This is a genomic window from Microcoleus sp. D3_18_C4, from assembly GCF_036702355.1.
In the GTDB taxonomy this organism is placed as follows: Bacteria; Cyanobacteriota; Cyanobacteriia; order Cyanobacteriales; family Microcoleaceae; genus Microcoleus.
Genome location: NZ_JAUBTF010000015.1, coordinates 116,211 through 139,376 on the forward strand (window position 1 = coordinate 116,211; position 23,166 = coordinate 139,376).

Here is a 23,166-nt window from a genome sequence, read left to right on the forward strand (position 1 = left end):
TGTACAAACGGAAAAGCGATCGCCCCTTTGCCTCGAAAACTCAAGGGCGATCGCTATCCGACTATTGTTTAGTTAAAACTTATGATATCACAGCCAAAGTCAGCTCCCGAACTCCTGCGCGAAGAAATTCCCGACGCACCCATCGGAAAGCAACCGATCCGATTGTTGATTTGCGGGATTCCCAAAGGAGTAGAAAGCATCATCAGCCTGCTGCACGTTTTAGGTTTTGCAGAAGTTGGTGAATGGAGCCCGCCTTTACCATCCCCTCTAGCAGGTGAAGTAATGCGGATTTTGACCCGTTACTGGAAATAATAATTTTTCAGGGCGATCGCCCTTTATTGAGCAAAGTGCGATCGCTCTTAAATTATCAGAAACATCAGGCTTAATTCTCCACCCAATCACTTAAAAACTCCCGACTTAGGATGCTAAATATCGAATCGAATTAGCGCGGCGGTGTTTGCGAGACTTGGTGGTATAATTCGCGATCGCGGGCTTCTATAACCTCAGACAGAAGCAAGACCGATGCAGAAATACGCCCTAAGAGTTTTGCGATCGCCCCTAGCATCAGGTAAGCTTCTTGTTAATTATTGCGCTCTGTTCAGGAGAAAAAATTTATGCCAGATATGTCCGGTCAAGACCCCTCGGAAATTAAAATGGCGACGGTTGATGAAGAAGAAAAAGGCGCAACGTTTAGCGGTACGGTCATCCTTGGTATCGATGTCGAGGGTGCTGGGGAAGTCCTTTTCTTCAGAGACTTTTTGATTGAAGATTATAAAGGCGGACTTACCGCTTATCTGGCAACAGATGGCAATATAACGAAAAGCATTGATTTAGGCGAAGTTAAGCATAAGAGCAGCAGCTTTAAGCTGCCAATTCCGCTGGGGACGGATACATCACCCTACAATACCGTCGTGCTGCGCGACGAAAAAAGCAAGAAAAAAGTTGTGACGATCAAGCTGTAAAATTTGCAATTTAGCTCGTAGTTGGGCAAAATTCGTTAACGCAGCCCTCGAAGAGGAGCGCCCTTTTTTTCCTGAAGTACGCGCGTGCGAAGCTATCCCGTAGGGAATCGCCCTTAAATTAAGGTGCGTCACTTTCGATCGAACGGCGAAGTTTCGCGCTCGCTCATAAAGTGATGCACCCTAATTTTTAAAACGGAATCGGATCGTAATCGGGATTGTCAGGTTCGTTAGACGAACCCGACTGGCGATCGGACTCAGAATTTGAAGACTGATGCGAGTTCCAATCCGAACTAGACGTGCGGTTAGCGCCACCTGGAGCGCTGTTAGAACTGCGGTTCCGCGAGCCTAAAGGAACTACATTGCTCGGCACATTAGCCGGGGCGCTGTCGCGAATTTGAGCCGGTTCGGGGGCGGTTCTAGCTGCGGGAGCCGAACTTATTGCATCGGCACCGACGCTGTAAATCCTTTGAGCTGTCAGTTCAGCGCGCTTTTCTTTAATACCATCTCTTTCGATCGTATTCATGCTCAGTCGCCCTTCAATAATCACGTGATCGCCCTCGTGATATTTCTCGTGAATTTCTTGAGCAAAATTTCCCCATCCTATCACTTTCAAATGTTCGGGAGGATCTTCGGGTTTGGGGCCGGGAAACTGCACCAACATCTCAGCGATTTGAAGTTGATTGTCAGGAGTATAACGGAGTTGCGGTTGTTGAATTATTTCCGCCATCAAAATGCAGCTATTCATCTGTTATCTGTGTGTGCGTAATTGGGAATTGGATATTGAAGGAAGAAGGAAGAAGGAAGAAGGAAGAAGGAAAAAATAGCTATCCGTGTACCGATGACTTGTGGGTCTTGCTTGGGGGAATTGCCAATTGCCAATTGGTAATTGGTAATTACTGATTTTTCTGCGCCCCATCGCTATTAGTTGTCACCGATGACGGATTACACGTTACCAAATTTATCTTGGAGAACCGCCGCCTCGGCTTGACTGACAAAATCGTGAACGAGGGCGCGGTACTCCTTCAAAGTTTCAGATACCCAATCTCGATCCTCACTGTTGGCGAAGATATGAACCGTCGGTTCACTAGCATCGGGTAAAATTAATACCCAATTGTCGTCGCTGTAGTTAAAAATCTTCACTCCATCTAATAATTCTAAACGATCGGGCGAATGAGTTTCTACTAAATGTCGCATCAGCGAACCCTTGATAGTCCAAGGACAGCGGACGCTGTAACTGCGGTGGGTGATGCGGGGAAGTTCCGCCTTGATCTGTCCGAGCGATCGCTCCTGAATCGTCATCATTTCTATCACTTTAGCAATGCAGAACATTCCGTCAAATCCGGGATGCAACTGCGGGAAAATAAAACCCATAAGGCCGCTGCCGCCCAAAACCACATTCGGATTCCTGTTAGCGGCTTCCATCAAAGCAGTTGGGTTCGCCTTCGTGCGGATTACCTTGCTTTGATAGCGTCGGGCGATCGCCTCCACCGCAGAAGACGCATGCACCGGCACTACTACTGTACCTTTGGGATGAGAAGTCAGCATCAAATTTACCATCAACGCCGTCAGCATTTCCCCACGAATCGCTATCCCAGACTCATCTACTAAAATGAGCTGTTCGCCGTTAGCCGATACCTGCACTCCGAAATTAGCGCTGAGTGCTTTCACCACCCGGCCGAGTTGGTCGAGTAAATATTCCCGTTCCCCGTTGCTTAGAGAAGTCTGCTTGAGACTAGCATTGAGTACCACCGCATCGCAGCCGAACTTGGCAAGCATTTGGGGCAGAATTGCTCCCGAAACCGCGTAAACGTAATCGATTACCACCTTAGAATTGCTGTAGCGTATTGCCTCAACATTCATCTGCCGCTCAAAAATGCGGTTGTACACTTCGAGAGCTTGGTTAAAGTACGTCATCTCTCCAATTTCGGGAATTAGAGCTCGCCGCAAATCCTCCTTAAAATAAGCCCCCTCGATTTTTTTCTCAGCTCCTTTAGTAATATTGATGCCTTTGATATCGAAGAATTCAATTAAAATGTGGTCGGAGCGATCGGGCGAAATGCGAACGTGAATGCCGCCAGCAATCGACAGCGTAGACGAAACCGTGCGCGCGATCGGAATTGCCGTCGATTCCAAATTGATCACATTAATTCCCACCGACATCAAACCCGCAATCAAAGACCTCGAAACCATCCGCGAAATGCTCCGCTGGTCACGAGAAACCGATACCGCAGTCCCCGGTTTCAAAGTCGAGCCATAAGCCGCGCCCAATTTCACTGCAAATTCCGGAGTAACATCCACATTTGCCAGTCCTTGAACGCCACGCTGACCGAACAAATTCCGCTTAGCTTGTTCTCCCCAAATTAAATTTTGATTTAACAGAGCGCCGGATTCAATATTTTTGCTCGGCCATACGCGCACGCTTGGCCCCACTTGTGCTTCTTCTCCCACGATGGACATTGAACCGACGACAGCACCTTCGAGGACGTGAGCGCGCCTGTCTACGCGGGTGCTCCGGCAAATCACGCAGGCCCTAAGATGAGCGTCTTCACCGACAATTGCTCCGTTCCAGACGATAGGACGCTTGAGGTTGGCGTCGGCCCCGACAGTCACGTTATCTCCGATCACCGTACCCGCATCGATTTTAACTCGGGCTCCAATTCGGCAATTATTGCCGATCATCGCCGGTACTTCGACGATCGCGCTATCGTCAATAAAAGTATTCTGACCTACCCAAAGTCCAGATCGAACTTCGTTGTAGTAGCTCAAATCCAGTTTGACCTTTCCCCGCAGCGCGTCGTACTGAGATTCCCGGTAAACATCTAGCTGGCCGACATCGCACCAGTAACCCTCAGCGATGTAGCCGTACATAGGCTCATTTTTTTCCAGTAGCAGGGGAAACAAGTCTTTCGAGAAGTCGCACTCCTGATTTACCGGCAGGTAATCCAAGACTTCGGGTTCTAAAATATAAATGCCGGTATTGATAGTATCGGAGAAAATTTCGCTGCTAGAAGGCTTTTCCAGAAAGCGGCTGATGCGGTAATTTTCCTCGGTAATCACGACGCCGAATTCCATCGGGTTGGGAACGCGAGTTAAAATTAACGTGGCTTTGGATTGCTGGCTACGGTGAAATTTGATCGCTGCCGTCAAGTCGAAGTCTGTGATGCTGTCGCCGCTGATGACCAGAAAAGTTCGATCGAGCAGTTCAGCAATATTTTTGACGCAACCAGCCGTACCCAGCGGTTGGTCTTCCTCCACAGCGTAAGTCATTTGAACGCCAAACTCTGCCCCGTCAGTAAAATATTCGCGCATGACATCGGGAAGGTAGTGCAGCGTGGCAATAATTTCCGTAATCTGATGCCTTTTTAGCAAATTAATAATGTGTTCTGCGATCGGGCGATTCAGAATCGGCACCATCGGTTTGGGCAAATCGCACGTCAGGGGTCTGAGCCTCGTTCCCGATCCCCCAGCCATCAGCACTGCACGCATAAAATCCTCCTTGCTTAAAAAGCTCTCTACCGCTATTGTCCGCTAGAAAAAGTTTGCCTGCTGTAATTCGTCGGCCACCAGCAATCAGTTCTTACTTAAATATCTTCGAGTAGTGACACGTCTGGTAAATCCCGTTCGGCCAGGCCGTCCCCCAACAGCAACCGATTTCAACCGAATTAGAACTTGCTACATCGCACCAATCCCCCGGTCGAGCTCGGATTTGTAGGGGATGTGATGTTAGGTAATACCAGTTAAAAAAAAGAATGCAACTGTAGGCCCGTACTCGAAACCCTTCTGTCATCAGTCATTCCCAATTCTTTAATTCTTCAATCGTATAAGTCCTCAGAATCCTCGACTTTTGACAGAAGTCCCTTCTTGCTTGCTCGGTGAAAGCTATTTCGGGGGTGTTATTTTTAAGTTTGTGGCCAGCGGGGATTTTAAAGTCTCTTTCTGAAGGTGGAATTACTACAGCTATCGGTGCGCCTTGGCGTCTGATAAATGATAGATTAAGGGTAGCGCTTTGACTAGCTGACCCAAAATCCTATCCATTGCTTAGGGGTTTTTTTAATGAGTACGTTAATTAGCTTGGCATTGCTGATCGCTTACGGTGGCGGCATTTGGAAATTTTGGAATGGTTTCGATCGCACTAACTTCGATCGAAGTTTTGCAAATCGCCTGAAGCTCTCGCTGCTCTGGCCCGCGTTAATTTTTAATAAGCCTTACCGCCAAAACTTTACAAAAGCTCTCAAAGCTTCTAAAAGGTAATTCAAGAATGTCTAAAAAGTCCGATCGCCCAGTAGCGGGTCAGGAGCAGACTTGGTTTGCTAAAGGAAAATCAGATAGCTGGCAAGTTTTACTGTCGCAAGTCGCTTCTCGATTCGATCGCGAATACCGGGGAGAAGCTTTCGCTTTACCCGAAGAAGTCGAAGCAATGCCGATTTTCCTAGAATCAGTCGCAGGAACTCTCCAAGCAAAAACAGTTTCTCCCTTCTGGAAAATTGCCAAACCTCAAAAAAATCAGCGCTGTTTAGACATTGGCTGCGGAGTCAGCTTTCTCATCTACCCTTGGCGGGATTGGGAAGCATATTTTTATGGTCAAGAAATCAGCAGCGTAGCGCGAGACGCCTTAAACGCTCGCGGCCCTCAGCTCAATTCTAAGCTGTTCAAAGGTGTAGAATGGGCCCCCGCTCACCAGTTAAATTACGAGGAGGCTCAGTTCGATTTATGCCTCGCTACAGGCTTTAGCTGTTACTATCCCATAGACTATTGGAGTATTGTCATGGGAGAAGTAAAGCGGGTACTAAAACCGGGCGGTCATTTTGTTTTTGATGTCCTCAACCCCAATGCTCCTTTAGCCGAAGATTGGGCAATTTTGGAAACTTATCGAGCCGGCGAAGTATTTTTAGAGACAATAGAAGATTGGGAAAAAATGATTAAAGCTGCTGGCGCTAAGGTAGTAAAAAAGCAAAGCGGCGACTTATTTCAAATGTATAAAGTTCAATACAATTGAGAGGTTAAGGGGAATAGGTAATTAGGTTTGCAGTCAAAACTTCAATCGTCTAAAGCCGGGTTGGGCGGACGAAAAACAACTTCATTCTTAGTGGGTAAAGTAGGGTACGTCAGCAAGTAGAAATTAGTTTGAGAACCAACAAATATTCAAGCTGACGCACCCTACTAACTACTAACTCACAATAGTAGTGAAGCAAGCAGATTGGATACTACCCATTCCCGATTTCCTCTTACTGATGCCTAATTAATTTTCGGTAGCTGCAGGAGAAGGCGCAGCTTCCGGCGATGGCGACACTTCCGGGGCCGGAGATGGCGACACTTCCGGGGCCGGAGATGGCGCAGCTTCCGGCTGCGGGGACACTTCCGGGGCTGGAGATGGCGCAGCTTCCGGCTGCGGGGACACTTCGGCTGCAGGAGAAGGCGCTGCTTCGGGCTGCGGAGACTCTTCGGCGGTCGGAGAAGGCGCTGCTTCGGGCTGCGGAGACTCTTCGGCGGGTTGCCGTTGAGGAGAAGGTGACTGTTCCGCGGCTGGTTTCGGTTCAGGCGAGGGCGACGGTTGAGCCGCGGGTTTGGGTGTCGGCGGCGACGGTTGAGCCCCTGGCTGTGGTTTGTTTGAGGGGGCCGGCGGCTTCTCAAACTGCGGTTTCACTTCAGTAGGCGCTGGGGAAGGTGGCTGGCCTGTTGGTCTGCTGGGCGCTGTCGGCGCGGGCGCGGGCTGCGGCTGGCCTGGTGGGTTGGGCTTGGTTGGGGTGAGAGGAATGCCACTGCAAACTTTTTCGTCGTACTTAAACTCGACAGTCAGTTGGTAAAGCTTGTGCGTGCTGGCTGCTTCAAATGTTAGAGAAGGGCTAATAATCGCAATTTTAGCCGCATTATCGAGAATACCGTAACCCGTGGGGACGATCGGCTGTGGCTCGGCCTTGAGCAAGCCTTGAGGGCTGACAACTGCTCCAAAAACTGCTCTTCCTTGGAGTTTTTGCGAGCAAGCTGTTACGGGATAAGGGACAGGCACAGGAGTCGGGCCCGTCGTTTCCAAGTCAGGATAAGCCTTTTTGAATTTATCAAACAAAGCAACATAGGTCTCTCCAGCCGCCAGCAGTGTCTCTCTGTCGGTGGGTAAGTTTGAACCCGGTTGGCCGGACTGTCCTAGCTGTCGCTGTCCCTCTTCAAATTGTTGTCTCCTGATTCTTTCTTCGGGAGTTTCTGCGATGAGATTCCTTTTATTGGGATCTTTTTGAGTCAATTTTGGTACTCCATCGGGTCCCACATTCCTGCCAATTGGGAATTCCGGGGTAAAGACTGGAGCTCCGTCTGGAAATAGTGGGAGTCCGCCTCTACTGGCTATGATTTTTTTGAGCGCCTCTGCTTCATCTTCCGATCCGCCGCCTGGAAGCTGGGGCGCTTCTGGCAGCGATGGCGGTGGCGGGATATTGCGATCGAAATTACCAGGTAAGGGCGGGAAAAGAAAACCGCTGGGAGGTACGGGTGGGACGAAAGTGGGTATTGGCTGGGAGGGGGCTCTGACTGTTGGGGATGGAGTTTTGGGAGGTGGCGGGGCTGTTGGGGCCGTGAAGGGCGGGAGAGGGGAAGGAGGCAGAGGGGAAAAGAATCCAGGAGGCGGCATTCCCGGCGGCATGGCGGGCAAGTTGATGGTATCAGGTGCGGGGGGCAAGGGCGGGGCTAACTTTGGCGCTGGCCGAAGGGGAACTGCTGCGATCGAAAATGGCGTAAATCGCGTATTAGACGGTTTTGGTGGTATGGTTTGTGGCAGGCGGCCGGCTTCTGCGGGAGTTAGTTCTACTAAGCCGACAGAACCGGGGATATTTTTTGAGGAATTTCCACCATAAAGTATGTTTGAGAGCGTCGGGGCGCTTACTCCGAGGACTCCGTGCAGGCTGACAGAAGCTAGGGCTGCCCACCAAAAAGGCTGGCGCAGCGGTTCGGAAAGGGTGTTGGCTAGGGAGGAAGAGTCAGTCATGACTATGGGGAATGGGGAATTGGTAATTGAGAATTGATAATTGGGAATTGGAAGTTAATAGTTATTAATTGATATTTTTTTTGAGTGATTTTAAAAGTGGCTGTTGGAGAATTCAAAGGTATAATTTTAGCACGGTCGGTATCGAAATTGCCCGATCGACTTTTATTGAGATTTCGCGACCCTCACATCAAGCACTCAAGCGTAGAAACCCGGTTTTTTGACGGGTTCCACGCTTGTATAGCAGTCGCTAATAGGGTGAGGACGTTGTTAATTGCTGAAACCATTGTTTTTCTTGCCCAATCCCTTTGGCCGAATCCTATACGCGGTTTATCAGATATTGTTGAGAATGGTGAGCAGGGCATCAGACGGGCCGGACTGGGGTGAGCAAAAAACAGACTGTGCCACTGCTCTACCGTCTTTTTTCGGGTTCTGAGGCCTAATTTATTCATTACACACGATCGATCCGTTGGCTCGATCGGCGTTTCCAATTCGGTTACGAACTCAAAAAACTCAAAACTGATCGAGTTACTGCGCGTTGTACGCGGAGGCTGTGGCGGCAATCTCAAAACCCTCTTGATTCACCAGCGATAGCGGTAATTTTTAAAAGGAGCTCCCTCGATGGTGAGCAAGTCGATAGGATAAATGGGAGCGCCGCTTGCCATATATTGAAACATTTCTCGAACTTCCTCTCCCCGCAACGACAACTGGTCTAATTCCTTGAGAGAATACCAGCCCGCGCACAAAGTATGCTCATCCGGCTTACTCTTGGGCGGCGTCTTATCTTGTGGACGAGCCACAAAAATGACTCGGAGGCGCACATTACCCTTAGGCATCACTGTGTGCTCTACCCGGAGAATTCCCTCAATGATGATGGAAATGCCCGCTTCCTCAAGGGTATTACGCATAGCAGCTTCGAGCAAAGTTTCCCCTTTTTCCACTCGCCCTGCTGGGAGATACCACTGCTGCTCGTACTTGCGCTCTTGTACCAGTAGAAAACGGTCTTCTAAGTGAACGACAACTAGGGTAAAATACCATGTTTGAATCGGCTCGCGAGCCATAGAAGTAGATATTCCCTAAGCAAAAGGTTTAACGAGTGGCAGATGTTAGCAATCCAAAGGATGCTTCGGCAAGTGTCTTTGAACTTGAAAAACAGATCGTAGCACTCCGGCCGCAAAATATAAAATATAAAATATAAAATTGACCATGCCATTACCAACCGTGATTTTACCAGGATATTTTGCTGCTGCTTCTGACTATCGCGAATTAGAAAAATCTCTGCTCGATCAAGGTTTTCCAACAGTAACAGTGCCTCTGGGCAAGGGAGATTGGTTGCCGACTTTTGGCGGGCGGTCGATGGTGCCAATTTTGCGACAGCTCGATCGGACGGTCAAACAAATGTTACAGCAATACGGCGTTCCCCAGATCAATCTCGTCGGTCATTCGGCCGGCGGCTGGATTTCTCGCATCTATTTGGGCGAAAAGCCTTACACCATTCACGGCGACGTGCTTGAGGACGCGGGTTTGTGGGAAGCTCACCCTTATGTGAATACTTTAATCACTTTAGGCACGCCGCACGTCTCTCAAGAGCGCTGGACGCGCAAAAATCTAGATTTTGTCAAAATTCACTATCCGGGGGCTTTTCACCCGCAGGTGCGCTACGTGTGCGCTGCTGGGAAGGCTGTTTTTGGCAAGCGTGGTTTAGGGACTTGGCTGGCCTATAAAAGTTACGAATTAACTGTGGGGAAGGGCGAAACTTGGGGAGATGGAATTACGCCGGTGGAAGCTGCTGTTTTGGAGGGGGCCGAAAATCTGGTGTTGGAGGGAGTTTGGCATTCGCCTCGTTCTCCGGGGAAGTGGTACGGTTCGCCGGAGGTTTTGCCGACTTGGATTGAATATTTGGGTTAGAAACGAACAGCGAAGACGCGAAGGACGTGAAGGAAGAAGCAGAAGGTTTAAGGGAAGGATTTAGTTAGATATTTATATTAGGAGCGAGTTTAGTGCGGCAAAAGTTGCCCCTGCGATGCTATGTTTACTTGAATTTTTATGGCTAACTGAATAGATAAAAAAATATTTTATGTGGCCTTATCGGTAAGATTCAGAAGTCACGGCGAACAACACAATCAAATTATATGTTGGCTGGGGTGGAATTGGGCGAAAATGCTACTGTGCGGGACGCAGATAACGAATTTCAGCCGGATGCTTTGTGGAGAATTGATGCTGGAGGTCGATCGCAAATTAGGGATGATGATTATGTGCGATCGCTATCCGTGCAATCAGCGCACTTTGAAATGCTGCAAAGGGATAAAATTGTAACTGGAAAAAGAGGTAGGTGAACACAAGCTTCAACTCAACCTACAAGAGCTGTGATCCCACTAAGCTATACTGCGACTACTTCGACAGACCTGAATATTATATCCATTCAACCTTTGATGCCAAATCTCTCATAAAGCATCTCTCTTAACCTATTGCTACCGCGTCTCACGAAGTCATCTTCAGATTCCTGCTCCAAAGGTTCACCAATTTGATTGCTGAAGTCAGATAAAAAAGATTCATTCTGAATTAAGCTCGACACCTCTTCTGAGAATTTTTGCTTTTCATTATTTGAAAATGAGAAGGGCGTCAACATAAGGAAAGTTCCTGCTGTTAAAGCCATTTGAAGGGATGGAAGAGTTAAATCAGATTCTGGCAGTGATTGAGTAGGTGATTGCTTAATATCATCGATAAATCCCTTAAAATTACTCATCACTGATTGAGTAGGTAATTGCTCAATCTCATCCATAGGTTCCTTAAAATTACTCATCATTTATTCTCACTTGGTATGCCGATTTTTCCACGAACCATAAAAAGAACGAAGCAGCTTTTCAAATGACTTGACAACTTCCTCTATAATTTTAACTTTCGTTTTATCATCCAACCGATTCCATAGTCTGAAAAACCAATTAAATAGTTCAGATAGCCAACCAAACATCCGTATACTCCAAAGCTACGAAACAGAATCTATAACCCAACGCTGTAATATTTGCTGCATATAGATAGCAAAGCTTACCTTTTCAATCGCTGGCAGTTTTCTGATATTTGCTGCGAGGTGCGAGGAAATACTAAAGCCAGACTAAACGCTGATGAAGGTTGGGTTGCAACAGGAAACCCAACCTACCAATTCAAACTGAACTAACTATCTTTACCCTTTACCTCCAAAAAGTTTATATATTCCGTATCCAACAGCAGCCGCCGCAGCAACAGGCGCAGCAGCAACTATGGCAGTACCAGCAATTGCGCCTCCCCCGACAACACCACCGATACCCGCAAGGGTGCCCATAATTGCAGCACCAGAAGCACCGCCAGCTACCGTTACAGCACCAGCACCAACTAGACCAGCAGCAGCCCCAATGTTTGTAGCTGTTCTTGCCGCTGCACGAGCATCATTCTCTTCCTCAGACAAGTTCGATTGCTCTTTGAACAAAGTTTCATTCATTATTTTTGCCCCAAGATAAGCTGGGCCTGCTGCTAATACCGCAGGAGCCGCCGCCATGCCACCACCAACCACACCACCTGCAGCAGCTAGACCCGAAGTAATTCCTGCTCCTGAAGTTGCTGCAACAGTCAACCCTGTTGCAGCACTAGCAGCCGCGCCTACCGCAGCACCAGTTTCTGCAACCGCTTTGACTGTTTTGACTGTATTTCCATTAATTCCCATAGTTTTTTCTACAACATTTTCTACAACTTCTTCACCTGCTTTACTGGCAAACTCTTCCCAATTCATAAATCAATTTATCCTTTTAATACTTGTTCCATTATCCTTAATAAATTCAACGTTTGTCTAGCCCAAAAAAGTTCTATTTTGCCGCATAGTCTCCCTCGCTTTTACTTTAACTTTAATCTAACTTTGTACAACAATGTACGAAAATGTACGAAAATGTTGGCAGTTGTGAGTTACAATAAGCAAAACTCTCGCATTTCCCTGCCAGATGAATCTTAAAGAAATGTTAAATGTCGCCGATCGCATAGTTTTCGAGAAAACAGGTCAGCACCTTGACGATTTACAGGAAGCGGTACTGCGGGGAACTCTACAACGCGAGACATACAAAGAAGTAGCAAAAGATTTTAACTGTTCTGAAAGTCGCATCAGGGAAATCGGATCGGAATTATGGCAATTACTTTCAGAGGAGTTTGGGGAAAAAGTCAGTAAATCGAATTTTCGCTCCACAATGGAGAGGTTGCAAAACTCTAATGCTTTAAACTTTGCAAACAACGTGAGCAGTATTTTCAACATCTGTGCAGAAGGAAGACACCCACCAAATATCCCAAACCCACACCCACCCAATCAAGAAACATCTAACAGAAAACAATCTCAAATCTCACATCAAGATTTAAGCGAAATGCCAGATTTGGGTGATTTCTTCGATCGCACCCGCGAACTCAACACCCTCACCACCTGGATTCTACAACAACGCTGTCGCCTCATCACCCTCACCGGCATCAGCGGTATCGGCAAAACCACCCTAGCAGTTCAACTCGTACAACAAATTAAAAACGAGTTTGAATACGCAGTTTGGCACACACTAGACGAATTCCCCACCCTAGATAAATTTCAATCTAACCTAATACAGCTTTTTTCCCAGTCAGAAAAAGAAGATTCATCCCCAACAAACCAAAAACGTTTACCGCTGATTAAGTATTTACAAAACCATCGCTGTTTAATAGTCTTAGATGACGTTCACAACCTTTTCTGTAGCGGCGAATTGGCAGGAAAATATAAACCTGAATGCGAAGAATATCGCTCTTTATTCAAACAAATAGAAAAATTATCCCATCAAAGCTGCTTTCTGTTAATCGGTTGGGAACAACCCAGAGAAGTGACTCAAGTTAAAAACCCAAATACTGCCATTCGTACCTTACAACTCAAAGGTTTAGACATCGCAGCCGGACGGGAAATACTGAGAGATTATGGGTTAGCAGAAAGCGACAACACGGAATCACTCATTCATCGCTACCAAGGCAATCCCCTATGGTTACAAAGCGTGGCGAATCTGCTTCAAGACTTGGGAGGAGGCGTGACAGAGTTATTGCCAAATGATACCATATTGTTGCCCGAAGATTTGAAAGATGTTTTACAGCCGCAGTTCGATCGCCTATCGGAACTGGAAAAACAAGTAATCTCCTTGTTAGCGAAAGAAGGCCAGCCAATCAACCGGGCAAAATTGCTAGAAAATGACCGAATTCCGGCTTCAGATTTGCTAAATGCGCTGCAATCTCTATCGCGGCGCTGCTTGATTGAACAACAAGCAAATTTTTACACAATTTCACCTGTACTGAGGCAATACCTTCACCGTAACTTAGACGCCAGTAATACCTTGCCCTAAATGCTTCAAGACTTGAAAAGCCGATCGCAATTCACTTCGCACAGTATAAATCGAAAATGCCCGCGATAACCCGTATTCGGCTGTAGGTTGAGCCCTGAGTTTCACAAACAACACATCATCGCCATTCGTCAACATACCAAATCTCGGTTTATCCAAATCAGGATTTGCCATCATGTATGCTAATGCTTGAGGTAATGCCGATCGCGTCGAAATCGTAGTCTTCTTACACTCCAAAACCATTACCCAAAGCTGATTCTGCAAAATCAAGATATCAATTCGTCCGCGCAGGGTTTCTTCCCCATCATCGATCGCAATTTCGATCGCAGCTTCAGCCTTCATCCTAAACGGTGGATCGTAGAATCCCGCCAGTTCTAACAAAGGGGATGCCACCAGCAATGTCACTGCCCCTTCTAACAACTCTCCATCGGCTCTATGATATAGCAATCTGCGTCGTAGCGTATCCAAAGCAGTCTGTTCAGAATCGCTGAGACTTGGCAATTGGGTTTGCCACTCTGTAAAAAAAGCCTCATCCTCATTTCGGCTCAAATTCAACCTTGATTCAGCCTCAGCAAGGCTTTTAATAGCTTCTGTAACTGCAATAACCTTTGCCATTCGTTCACCTTTGATTCAAACGGTTGAATTTCCAAGGAAAATTAGCTTCATTGTAAGCAAAAGTAGGGAAAATGCGATCGCAGCCGCAGAACCTTTGCAAACAGGACTTACACAACGACAGTAAATATGGTGTCTTCAGCGTCGCGCTCAGACGATTTCTCCCAGTGAAATTCTCAAGAAAGTTTGTCTTCAAATTCTGCACTCAACTGTTCAACTTTAGAAAGCGTTGACCTTCTTTGCATTTCAGCTTCATACATCTCACGCGCTTGTTGCATCAGAAATTCATCAGTAGCTTTCGGAAATTGCTGTTTGAGTGTTTTAGCAATCTTGTTAAACAAATCAGTATTCATAAATTACATCCTCAATTGTTGCTTACTTAATATTAACCTGAGTTCGATATAAGTTGCCATTCACTTTTCCCCGCAAGGGGATTGAAACTCTCTTCTCGCTATCATAATAGAATATACTAAGGGCAAGAAAAAGTCGTCCTAAAAGGACGGGGTTTTCAATCCAATTTCTGATAAAGTTGCACAAACAAAAACCGGGCAACTTCAAAGCTACCCGGCAATCGTAACTTTAGACTTCAGACAAATCTAAAATCTAAAACCTAAAATTCTTAAACAGCTACAGTCTTCTTAGCAGAGGAGCTCAATTCGCCCTTAGCATACTTAGCTGCAAAATCATCCAAAGACACTTGCTTAATCTTTGTACCGTGACCGGCGCAACCGAAAGAGTTATAGCGATCGCTACAAACCTTCTGCATATACTTGATCGACGGCTTCAAGAAGTGGCGGGGGTCAAACTCATCGGGCTTGGCAAACAAAGCTTCACGCACCGCAGCGGTAATCGCCAAACGGTTGTCAGTATCGATATTGATCTTGCGAACACCGCACTTGATGCCCTTTTGGATTTCTTCCACAGGTACGCCGTAGGTTTCGCGGATTTTGCCACCGTTGCTGTTGATGATTTCCAGCAATTCTTGGGGCACAGAAGAAGAACCGTGCATTACCAAGTGAGTATTCGGCAAGCGGCGGTGAATTTCTTCAATGCGGCTGATTGCCAAAATTTCGCCAGTCGGCTTGCGAGTGAACTTGTAAGCGCCGTGAGAAGTGCCGATCGCGACTGCTAGAGCATCAACGCCGGTTTGCTCAACGAAATCCACAGCTTGTTCAGGATCTGTCAGCAACTGATCGTGAGAAAGCGCACCTTCAAAGCCGTGGCCGTCTTCTGCTTCGCCCATCCCTGTTTCCAGAGAACCCAAGCAACCCAGTTCGCCTTCAACGCTAACGCCGATCGAATGAGCAACATTCACCACATCGCGAGTAACTTGAACGTTGTACTCGTAGCTGGCGGGAGTCTTAGCATCCGCTTCCAGAGAACCGTCCATCATCACGCTGGTGAAACCTTGGCGCATGGCAGAATAGCAAGTGCCGGGGGCATTGCCGTGGTCTTGGTGCATGGAAATGGGAATGTGAGGATAGGTTTCAACTGCTGCCAAAATCAAGTGGCGCAGGAAATTTTCGCCAGCGTAGGAGCGAGCGCCGCGAGAAGCTTGCAGAATCACAGGGCTGTTGGTTTCGTCAGCAGCGCGCATGATCGCTTGGATTTGCTCCATGTTGTTGACGTTGTAAGCCGGTAGGCCGTAACCATTTTCAGCCGCGTGGTCGAGCAGCAATCGCATAGGTACAAGCGCCATAGATATTCCTCCTAATTATTTGTGATTTTTGGGCAGTGAATTTTGGACAAGCTTAATTCTTACGATAATATTAAGACAATTTGCCACCGATCGCGCACTATCTTTCCAGATTTACTTAAAAGTTCAAAAAACAAAATTTTGAGTTCCGAGCATTTAGCTCAAAACTCAAAATTCTTAACTCACAAATTTTTTATGGGTCGCCCGGGATTTGAACCCGAGACCAATCGGTTAAAAGCCGAATGCTCTACCGCTGAGCTAGCGACCCGCGAAAACATTGTTACCGCACACAATTTCTAATAGTAGCACCCCTCATTTGAAATAGCAAGTGTTTTGTTAAATAAAATTTGCAGTCATGCGAACCAGCATCTCGCAAGTCGCTCCCGGCTGCAAATAAATCAAGTGTTCGCCAGTGTTGAGGGCATTTCGAGGAGCAGTCCAAGGTTCCAAACAGTAAAAATCCTTGCCCTTCACCATCCAGAAAACCAACTTCCCATAGCTGGAGTTGTAACTGAGGGTGAGCCGCAAGCCGCAAGCCGCGTCAGTGACAGTAGCAGCAAGACCAGTGAGCTCGTCAAAGGAAACATCAATTTCATCCAGCGTCGGGTCAAAAACCCCAGTGAAGTAACCCTTGGAATGGGTGTTCTGATCTCTGTACTGCATCCCCGGAATCTCAAAGCGCAGCTTAGATTTGTCCGTCGCCAAAAAGTAGGGGTGCAAACCACTAGAAAACGGCATGGGTTCGGCAGACAGATTGGTGTATCGCTGAAAAATTTCCAAAGAATTGCCTTTAATCTGATAAGTGAAGGCTAGTTGGAAATCAAAGGGATAAACAGCCAGCGTCTTGTCGCAGCTATCGAGAATCAGCGTAAGAGCGGCGCAACCCTCCGTAACTTGTTCACCTATTGTCCAAGGCAAGTCACGAGCAAAGCCGTGCTGTTTGAGCTTTCGCTGCACTCCCTTGTGCGTGTAAGTATTGTCGGGGAGATTGCTGCAGATGGGAAACAGGATGGGAATCCCGCCACGTACAGTCAGATCGGGATTGGCGAACCGTTCCGCGTCCAAGTAGAAGATTTCTTTGCCTTCAACCAGCCAGCTAGTGGCAATACCGCCCCGTTCCGGCACAACTTCTAGAGTAGAGTTAGCGGTTTCGTCGGAGAGGATATAGGTTTTGTACTGCTTTTGCTTGAGCGCGATCGCAAACACATTTGTCATCGGTAGTAGGTCATTGATCATTGGTTGTCAGTAAATCGATCGTTAATAATTGGTCGCTATTATCTTGATGTTCACCCATTACCGCCCCTATCCTCCCCCTGCATCCTCGCCAACCCCCATCGGCTAACCAATGCTCCCAGCTATAGGAGGCAGGGCGATCCGGTGCTTGGAGCGGTTGCTGAGGGTAGCTGGAACGATCGCGGAGGCCGGCTGCTTTTTGAGTGCGACTTCAAAAGATACAGCTTTGGAGGGAAGATAGCTTTGGGGACTCGGCACTGCTCCTTGACTGGGAGATGGGGGCGAAATAAACGGTTCTTTGATGAATGGCTCTTTTGTAAACGGCTCTGGTTCCCGGCTGGGATTTTGAGGTTGAGTGGGGTAGATGCGCGGCGGCAAATTTTGATTCGGAGGCGGGTTTGACTCAATTGCAGGCCCTGTCCCGTTTGGGAAAAATGAGGAGTTGTCCGGCTGTTGGGGCGCAGCCGGCAAAGTCGGCAAAATCAAAGTAGGTTTGGGTTGTCCGGGGCCTTGGAGATTGCTTTCACCGGAGGTTCCCCCGGAACCTCGCCCGCGCTGGTATGTACCGCTCTTTGCTGCTCCTGGCAATGGAGAATTTGGAGTTTTTAGTGTGGCTCCTGGCTGGACTAGGGCATCGAGAACTACAGAAGATCCCATCGGTCGATCGAAAATACTAGAAATTTGCTCGACGCGTTTGAGGATGCGATCTGCAGCGGCTCCCTTCACCACCTTCGGCTGAAACTTTTTCACCTCCACAGGCAGAAACTCTACCTTCATATTCCTGTCTTTGAGCGATACTTTCAGGACTGCGGTATCGTAATCCCTGCGAGCATTTCCGCCGAATATAAAATTACCCAGCGAGTACACTATCGGGCGGCCCTTATAAATTTCTGCACCTTGCAATACCTGGGGATGGTGTCCCACTACCAAATCAGCTCCTTGGTCGATCGTGAACCGAGCCAAATCAATCTGCCAGTCCCCCGGATAATCAGCCAATTCGACTCCCCAGTGGTAATTAACAATAATCCAGTCTACCTGACCCCTAAGAGCTCGAATATCCTCGGCCACGCGATTGTTGCGGCGGGGATTAGTGCCCGCTTTCCCTTGGTCGGCAACGTTAAGCTCAGCATCGTAATAACCGAGGTAGGCAATCCGCTGACCCTTAACTTCAATAATATCTGGACGCCTCGCTTCTTTAATATCTCTGCCGGCTCCCAGGTGTTGAATCCCACTATTATCTAGAGTATTCATAGTCTCCACCAGCCCCGGTTCCTCGTAATCCATAGCGCGGCTATTTGCCAGATTGACAATATCCACTCCTCCGGCTGTTAATACTTTCACCGATTCTGGATCGGCTTTAAAATTTAATTGTTTTTTGGCAGAGCCCAATGTAGAGCGAGTCAGGGAGTTTTCTAGGTTAACCATCGCCACATCTGCTTGCCGATACTCGTCCATATTGGCGAAAGCCCATTGGTGATCGTTGGCAGCAGATGCTCCGAGCGCATCCGATAGATTCACATTTCCTCCGAACATCAGCGTTACTGTTGGGTCGTAAGGATTAGCAACTTGCTTTTGCTGTACTACGGGTACCACTTCTAAGGCCGCTTGCACCGTATCCCCACGTTTTGGAGGCGGTCCCGAAATTAAAGCAGCTTGCTGGTAGCCGGATACTGGAGATACTGACTGCAGGGTCAGGGCTTCATGGTAGCTGACCCAACACCCTAAAATAAATGAGGCAAGTGCCGATCCCACTAGCAGCAGAGAACGATACGTTTTAAATTTAACCCAATCGACGACCGGTAGGGAACGGTAACGCCGCCGATCGCGGTTTGCCGGAGTGACAATTCGCACTGACTGTTTCCAGAGAATTTCTGGTTCTCCAGCCAAGCGCGCGTGAATTCGCACTCCTTCTACTGCTGGCGAGTTGAGTCTCCAGAGTTGGTGGCAAATAAATTTGACTAAGCCTTCTCGGAGAGTGCTCCCTAGTAATGTAGTATCTGCCGCAAATTCGCGCTGAAATTCTACGAGGATTTGGACGCAGCCGGCCTGAGCCTGTTCGACGCGGGCATAAATCCCTTCGGGTCGCAGCAAGCTGTCAATCCAGTAATTCAGGGCTTGAAAGTTGCCCGATCTCGCTAGCTCCAAGATAGACGGCTGCGACCAATTTTCTGCGTACACCATCAATTAGCCTCCTTAATACGCACGAGCAATAACTCCAATATGTTTTGAACGGAACCGCAATTCTTTTAGCTTAACCGCCACAGGTTCCGCTGCCCGTTTTGAAGCTAGTTGTTGGCCGCCACCATTTTCTACATTTAGGGGCTGCCTGCTGTCAGTGATTTTTATCACACTCCTGTCAATCGATTTTAGATTTTAGATTTTAGATTGAGTTCACAGATGGTACTCGGGGTCAGAACAAAAGTCGAAACAAATGGTTTCTGGGGGAGTTGAGGTAGAAAAGAGGGAGATTTATGAGGCAGAGCCTGTTTTTATTGTCGCTGTTTGAGTGTCGCTTTAGAGCTTTCGCTTCGAGATTTGAGATTTGAGATTGAGCCTTGACTGCGTTACTGGACGATCGAACAAACGTCGAAACAATAGGTTTATGGGGGACTTGAGGCATAAGAGAGCGAGATTTTTGAGGCAGAGTCTGTTGTTATTGTCGCTGTTAATCGCCTGCCGTCGTCAACTCCTAATGCTTCGATCTATGCTGGCAAATGCCTCTCACGAGGGATGCCACTGACTGCAAAACCTGTAATTGGATAAATGGCGTACTAGATAGATTTGGTGGTAAAATCGAATTTGGTAACTCCCATCGGTACAAAAGTTGCGGAAAACGTGAAACTGGCCAGTCCATACGGCTGTGCCTTCCGATGTAAAACCCAAAGTACGTTACGGTAAACAGACCATATTTTAAGCAAGTTACACTGCGCAGGAGAACTGACAAATGCTACAGCGCAAAATCTATCAACTCTGTTGTGATGGTCGTGAGGTTTCTATTTTTCTTCGAGATCAGCAACGTTGGATAGAGCGCGCTCGTATCCTAGATATTGAAGGGGATCTAGTCACGCTGCGCTACGAAACCGACGAAGAAGACGAAATCAGCTCCTGGGAAGAAATGGTGCGTCTTGAAAGTATTGGAGCTGTATCCCAGAAGTTGGCTTCGGTATCCCGAACTAACTGCGAACCCCTAGTTTCTGACGATTGTCCCGAAGCCGAACAAATTCGCAATCACTACCCAGACTCGAATTTGGAATAGTTTTGAGCTCGCGCTTGAGGCACAAGGAAAACTTGGGGGAAAAGAAAACGACTTTTCTCCCTTTTTTGTGGAGAAAGTATGCAACAAACCCGGTTTAGGCCAAACATATTCTGGGTTGTGACCACATAAGCTATTTTGCCTTTAAATTTAAGCTTGATGGCGGAATCTCCTACCCAACCCCTACTCCCCACAAGAGCGTAAGTACACAGTAGTTTAAAAATTCAATACGCGACACCTTACCCCTGCTGAAACCGGCTTTTTTGTCTGGGTTCGTCCAGGGCTGTTCTTTTGTTGTCTTTGCCTGCCGGCTGGTTTCTCGGTGCCCGACAGCTTATTCGCCCTCTGTTTCCCCATCTAGGAAAAGTTCGGACTCCGGTATCGCTTTAAACACCGGACAGAAACCGTCGGGGGTAACTTTAAAACCAAACAAAGCACTGGACTGGTTCCAACAGCGCTGGCTGCGGTAGTGCTGGCAATTGCCACAGCATTCAAGGTTGGCCTGAACGGCGCTGCCTTGAAAAAGGAGTTCCCGCTGGGAGATGCCGCGCAGTACCAGTTCTTCGCCTTGCCAGCGCGCTTCTACCAAACCGGTATCGGCAAAATTGGCCCACCGAGGATCGGCTGTAATCGGACTCGGCAAGCTAATTGCTACCTCTGTCCCCAATTCGCTGAGTTCTCCCTCATAGTTGGTTTCTGGGATAGCGGGCTGCAAAAACATTTCCCCGATCGGCAATTCGACCAGTGTTCCGGCCGCCGGAGTGTGCAACTGGTAGCGGTTTCGCAGCTCGTCCAAGTTAGCCAAGTCAGCCAAATATGCAGGGGAACCGTGGAGTAAAATTACGTGCTGGGGACGCAAATTGTGGATGAGTTGGGTAGTCCCCGGCCCGTCGCAGTGTTCTGCTAGCAGATAAGTTTCGACACTTGTGACTCCAGATAGGGGTCTGTTGCCCAGCCAGTCGCTGACGGGATATCCTGGTTTTTGAGGCGCGAGCAAAATCCAAGGATTTGTGCCATCGGTAACATACAAAGCCAAATCAGCTATTTGGTCAGTAATCACAATACAGGGCGTGGCTCCCAATCCGGGGCGTTGTTCGGCAGACAGCCGGCGGACGCGGGGTTTCACCCTTTCGTCCCAAAACAAAGGTTGGTGCAAAGCAAAATTTTGGACGGCGGTGGGAAATTGGGGTAACAGTTCCAGATAAGCGTCGCACCCGTCGGCGACAGTGCCATCTACCCAAATATCTAAGTCGCGGCCAGTGAAGTAGTGGTGGCTGCGGAGCAGCATCAGCAGTTCTTGACCCAAACCGAGGGCCGGCGCGGGCAGCAGTACCGAGTACCCGTCGGTGATGGCGCGGTGGATGCGATCGGCTAACTGATTTTCTAGTTGTCGGCGGTGAGGGTGGCGCGCCGTGCCGTAACTGCCTTCCAAAATTAACACATCCGGCTTCATGCCCCTGAGTTCTCCCAGGGGCAAACCTTCCACCAAACGAGAATTGGACAGGAAAAAGTCGCCGGTGTAAACCACTGTGTAGGTGCGGTGCGGGGCGGCATAAGTCAGCAGCACAGTCGCTGCTCCGGGCAAATGGCCCGATGGGAACAACTGCACGCTCAGTCCTGGGCGCACTTCGAGCGGCGACTGCCAGGGCAGTCCCTGACAGAACCGGGACTCTGGCTGCTGAGCCAGTTCTGGCCAGTTGAGCGGTAGCAGGCGCGCGGTCACTTCGCTGGCGTAAATTGGCAAGTGGGGGAAAGATTGATGGAGTGCTAGCAAGCCTCTGGCATGATCGGAGTGGGCGTGGGTACACACCACAAAATCGGCTGGCAGCGATCGATTTAGTGTTGCTGACAGCGGTTCAATATCCTCTATACCGCAGTCGAGTAAAATGCGGTGCGGCCCCATTCGGACTAGCAGACAGACCCCTTCCTGTGCGTGGCCTGCGCCGTAAGGTAAACAATCGAGATCCATCACTGCGGTTAGCTCCCTGCTTTGCACGCAACTTGCAGTATCGCCACATTTAAACATTGGTTGCGACTGCATTCATTCGATCAAGTTCAGTCTCGGACGCAGAAACCGGATTTGATGGACGAAAACAGTTTGTTGCCGCCCTCGCTCCCGGTAAAAAAACCCGGTTTATCTAAAGTTGTGGTGCGTAAGCCCTGGAGTTAAATGTTTGCTCGAAGGCTCCGGCTCTCGTGCAAGGAAAGTAATTGCACTTAAGATTTGATGCAGCGCCCAGAAAGCGATTTTCCGAAGGCATTGGCCGGACGGGCATTCGGCCTTGGACAAAGTTCAGGCTACTGGTTCTTGCATCAAAAGTTACATTTTATTGCACCATGTAAGAGCAGCGAGCTCGATCTCATATTCTGAGTTTTAAACCTTTTTCCACAATTTGCGCCTGCTAAAAGGTAATCTTTTTTATGAGAAGATTTTAATTCAGATGACCAAACATCTTGATAAAACTTTACAATTCTTCATTTTTAGGGTTTTGAGGGTCGTGTATAGTCCAATCTGAAAAACGGAGAACCAGCATCGTGCTAGCTAACTGCTTTTGTCAGGGCAGAGAGAGACTTTATGAGTTTGCTCGGTTTCTTTGTAAAAGTTTGATACATTCTTCTAAGCAAACCTTGTGGCTATCGAGGAGAGAGTGTCAATGGCTTTTTGACCCCACCCAAAAACGGATATAAATTTCCGACAGGCATCGCCTGCCGCCTAAAGTTTTAGACTCTTGTTCAAGCTCCAGATTCATCTGTGAAGTAAATCTCAAATCGTTCGACTCAACCCGACTCGGCTGAGTGCTCGCCAAACGCCTGAGCGCGGCGAGACGGCTCGGCTGAGTGCTCGCCGAAGTCTCAAATCTCACATCGACTGACTCCCCCATAATAGGTTTGTTTACTCCGCTCATTGACTAGGGGGCAAAACGATGGGTTTTTTTGTTGAACCTCAAACATAGCCACATAAATCCCCAGACAATAGAGGATATTCATCCTGTAAAAATACCACTAATACCAATTTTATGTGAAGTTGCATATAATAGAGAGATAGCTTTTATGGTGCGTTTATGAGTCGTAGTTTAAAA

23 protein-coding genes and 1 tRNA gene are annotated in these 23,166 nt (G+C 48.0%); 10 read left to right on the forward strand and 14 right to left on the reverse strand.

Annotated elements, in window-relative coordinates; all coding sequences use genetic code 11:
- Positions 1–81: 81 nt before the first annotated feature.
- Complete coding sequence (locus tag QUA90_RS10465; protein ID WP_333445331.1) at positions 82–312, forward strand: hypothetical protein; 231 nt, start codon at positions 82–84, stop codon at positions 310–312.
- Positions 313–614: 302 nt separating this feature from the next.
- Positions 615–962: a hypothetical protein gene (locus QUA90_RS10470; protein WP_333445333.1), complete on the forward strand. Its 348-nt coding sequence runs from the start codon at positions 615–617 to the stop codon at positions 960–962.
- 187 nt (positions 963–1,149) lie between these two features.
- On the opposite strand, the gene QUA90_RS10475 is transcribed toward QUA90_RS10470, so the two are convergent.
- Both QUA90_RS10475 and QUA90_RS10480 read right to left on the reverse strand, forming a co-directional pair.
- Positions 1,150–1,707: a single-stranded DNA-binding protein gene (locus QUA90_RS10475; RefSeq protein WP_333445334.1), complete on the reverse strand. Its 558-nt coding sequence runs from the start codon at positions 1,705–1,707 to the stop codon at positions 1,150–1,152.
- A 197-nt stretch (positions 1,708–1,904) separates the two neighbouring features.
- Positions 1,905–4,448 (reverse strand): mannose-1-phosphate guanyltransferase, encoded by a 2,544-nt coding sequence (locus QUA90_RS10480; protein WP_333445336.1) that lies wholly within the window; start codon positions 4,446–4,448, stop codon positions 1,905–1,907.
- Between the two features lie 567 nt (positions 4,449–5,015).
- On the opposite strand from QUA90_RS10480, the gene QUA90_RS10485 reads away from it, so the two are divergent.
- Positions 5,016–5,213 (forward strand): hypothetical protein, encoded by a 198-nt coding sequence (locus QUA90_RS10485; protein ID WP_333030091.1) that lies wholly within the window; start codon positions 5,016–5,018, stop codon positions 5,211–5,213.
- Between the two features lie 7 nt (positions 5,214–5,220).
- Positions 5,221–5,958, forward strand: coding sequence for a class I SAM-dependent methyltransferase (locus tag QUA90_RS10490; protein ID WP_333383406.1), 738 nt, complete (start codon positions 5,221–5,223; stop codon positions 5,956–5,958).
- Positions 5,959–6,201: 243 nt separating this feature from the next.
- On the opposite strand, the gene QUA90_RS10495 is transcribed toward QUA90_RS10490, so the two are convergent.
- Positions 6,202–7,200 carry a hypothetical protein gene (locus QUA90_RS10495; RefSeq protein ID WP_333383403.1) on the reverse strand — a complete coding sequence of 333 codons (999 nt, stop codon included), beginning with the start codon at positions 7,198–7,200 and terminating at the stop codon, positions 6,202–6,204.
- Between the two features lie 100 nt (positions 7,201–7,300).
- Here QUA90_RS10495 and QUA90_RS10500 point away from each other — a divergent pair, with 100 nt between their 5' ends.
- Positions 7,301–7,804 carry a hypothetical protein gene (locus QUA90_RS10500; RefSeq protein WP_333445338.1) on the forward strand — a complete coding sequence of 168 codons (504 nt, stop codon included), beginning with the start codon at positions 7,301–7,303 and terminating at the stop codon, positions 7,802–7,804.
- Between the two features lie 3 nt (positions 7,805–7,807).
- Positions 7,808–7,972, forward strand: coding sequence for a hypothetical protein (locus tag QUA90_RS10505; RefSeq protein WP_333383398.1), 165 nt, complete (start codon positions 7,808–7,810; stop codon positions 7,970–7,972).
- A gap of 541 nt (positions 7,973–8,513) precedes the next feature.
- Here QUA90_RS10505 and QUA90_RS10510 read toward each other — a convergent pair.
- A complete protein-coding gene (locus QUA90_RS10510) occupies positions 8,514–8,993 on the reverse strand; it encodes an NUDIX domain-containing protein (RefSeq protein ID WP_190662957.1) in 480 nt (159 codons plus the stop codon).
- Positions 8,994–9,138: 145 nt separating this feature from the next.
- On the opposite strand from QUA90_RS10510, the gene QUA90_RS10515 reads away from it, so the two are divergent.
- Entirely contained in the window at positions 9,139–9,840 is a 702-nt protein-coding gene (locus tag QUA90_RS10515; protein ID WP_333445340.1) for an alpha/beta fold hydrolase, read from the forward strand.
- A 224-nt stretch (positions 9,841–10,064) separates the two neighbouring features.
- Positions 10,065–10,268 carry a hypothetical protein gene (locus tag QUA90_RS10520; protein WP_333445342.1) on the forward strand — a complete coding sequence of 68 codons (204 nt, stop codon included), beginning with the start codon at positions 10,065–10,067 and terminating at the stop codon, positions 10,266–10,268.
- 86 nt (positions 10,269–10,354) lie between these two features.
- On the opposite strand, the gene QUA90_RS10525 is transcribed toward QUA90_RS10520, so the two are convergent.
- Complete coding sequence (locus tag QUA90_RS10525) at positions 10,355–10,738, reverse strand: hypothetical protein (protein WP_333445344.1); 384 nt, start codon at positions 10,736–10,738, stop codon at positions 10,355–10,357.
- 375 nt (positions 10,739–11,113) lie between these two features.
- Positions 11,114–11,695 (reverse strand): RNA polymerase subunit sigma-24, encoded by a 582-nt coding sequence (locus QUA90_RS10530; protein ID WP_333445346.1) that lies wholly within the window; start codon positions 11,693–11,695, stop codon positions 11,114–11,116.
- A gap of 205 nt (positions 11,696–11,900) precedes the next feature.
- Here QUA90_RS10530 and QUA90_RS10535 point away from each other — a divergent pair, with 205 nt between their 5' ends.
- Positions 11,901–13,295, forward strand: a complete 1,395-nt coding sequence (locus QUA90_RS10535; protein ID WP_333445348.1) for an NB-ARC domain-containing protein — start codon at positions 11,901–11,903, stop codon at positions 13,293–13,295.
- On the opposite strand, the gene QUA90_RS10540 is transcribed toward QUA90_RS10535, so the two are convergent.
- The 7 genes from QUA90_RS10540 to QUA90_RS10570 all read right to left on the reverse strand — a co-directional run bounded on the left by QUA90_RS10540 (position 13,269) and on the right by QUA90_RS10570 (position 19,182).
- Positions 13,269–13,907: a type I restriction endonuclease gene (locus QUA90_RS10540; protein WP_333445350.1), complete on the reverse strand. Its 639-nt coding sequence runs from the start codon at positions 13,905–13,907 to the stop codon at positions 13,269–13,271. The two genes, QUA90_RS10535 and QUA90_RS10540, sit on opposite strands and share 27 nt — an antisense overlap.
- A 173-nt stretch (positions 13,908–14,080) precedes the next feature.
- Complete coding sequence (locus QUA90_RS10545) at positions 14,081–14,257, reverse strand: hypothetical protein (RefSeq protein ID WP_333323620.1); 177 nt, start codon at positions 14,255–14,257, stop codon at positions 14,081–14,083.
- Positions 14,258–14,523: 266 nt separating this feature from the next.
- Positions 14,524–15,603 carry a class II fructose-bisphosphate aldolase gene (gene fba, locus QUA90_RS10550; protein WP_006633469.1) on the reverse strand — a complete coding sequence of 360 codons (1,080 nt, stop codon included), beginning with the start codon at positions 15,601–15,603 and terminating at the stop codon, positions 14,524–14,526.
- A 193-nt stretch (positions 15,604–15,796) separates the two neighbouring features.
- Positions 15,797–15,868, reverse strand: a tRNA-Lys gene (locus QUA90_RS10555).
- A 68-nt stretch (positions 15,869–15,936) separates the two neighbouring features.
- Positions 15,937–16,806, reverse strand: a complete 870-nt coding sequence (locus tag QUA90_RS10560) for an aldose epimerase family protein (RefSeq protein ID WP_445300100.1) — start codon at positions 16,804–16,806, stop codon at positions 15,937–15,939.
- 132 nt (positions 16,807–16,938) lie between these two features.
- Positions 16,939–19,014: a CapA family protein gene (locus QUA90_RS10565; protein ID WP_333445354.1), complete on the reverse strand. Its 2,076-nt coding sequence runs from the start codon at positions 19,012–19,014 to the stop codon at positions 16,939–16,941.
- A gap of 12 nt (positions 19,015–19,026) precedes the next feature.
- Positions 19,027–19,182, reverse strand: coding sequence for a hypothetical protein (locus QUA90_RS10570; protein ID WP_333445356.1), 156 nt, complete (start codon positions 19,180–19,182; stop codon positions 19,027–19,029).
- A 595-nt stretch (positions 19,183–19,777) separates the two neighbouring features.
- On the opposite strand from QUA90_RS10570, the gene QUA90_RS10575 reads away from it, so the two are divergent.
- Positions 19,778–20,089: a DUF6679 family protein gene (locus QUA90_RS10575; protein WP_006633466.1), complete on the forward strand. Its 312-nt coding sequence runs from the start codon at positions 19,778–19,780 to the stop codon at positions 20,087–20,089.
- Positions 20,090–20,420: 331 nt separating this feature from the next.
- Here QUA90_RS10575 and QUA90_RS10580 read toward each other — a convergent pair whose 3' ends face one another.
- Entirely contained in the window at positions 20,421–22,055 is a 1,635-nt protein-coding gene (locus QUA90_RS10580; protein ID WP_333445360.1) for an MBL fold metallo-hydrolase, read from the reverse strand.
- Positions 22,056–23,166: the final 1,111 nt, after the last annotated feature.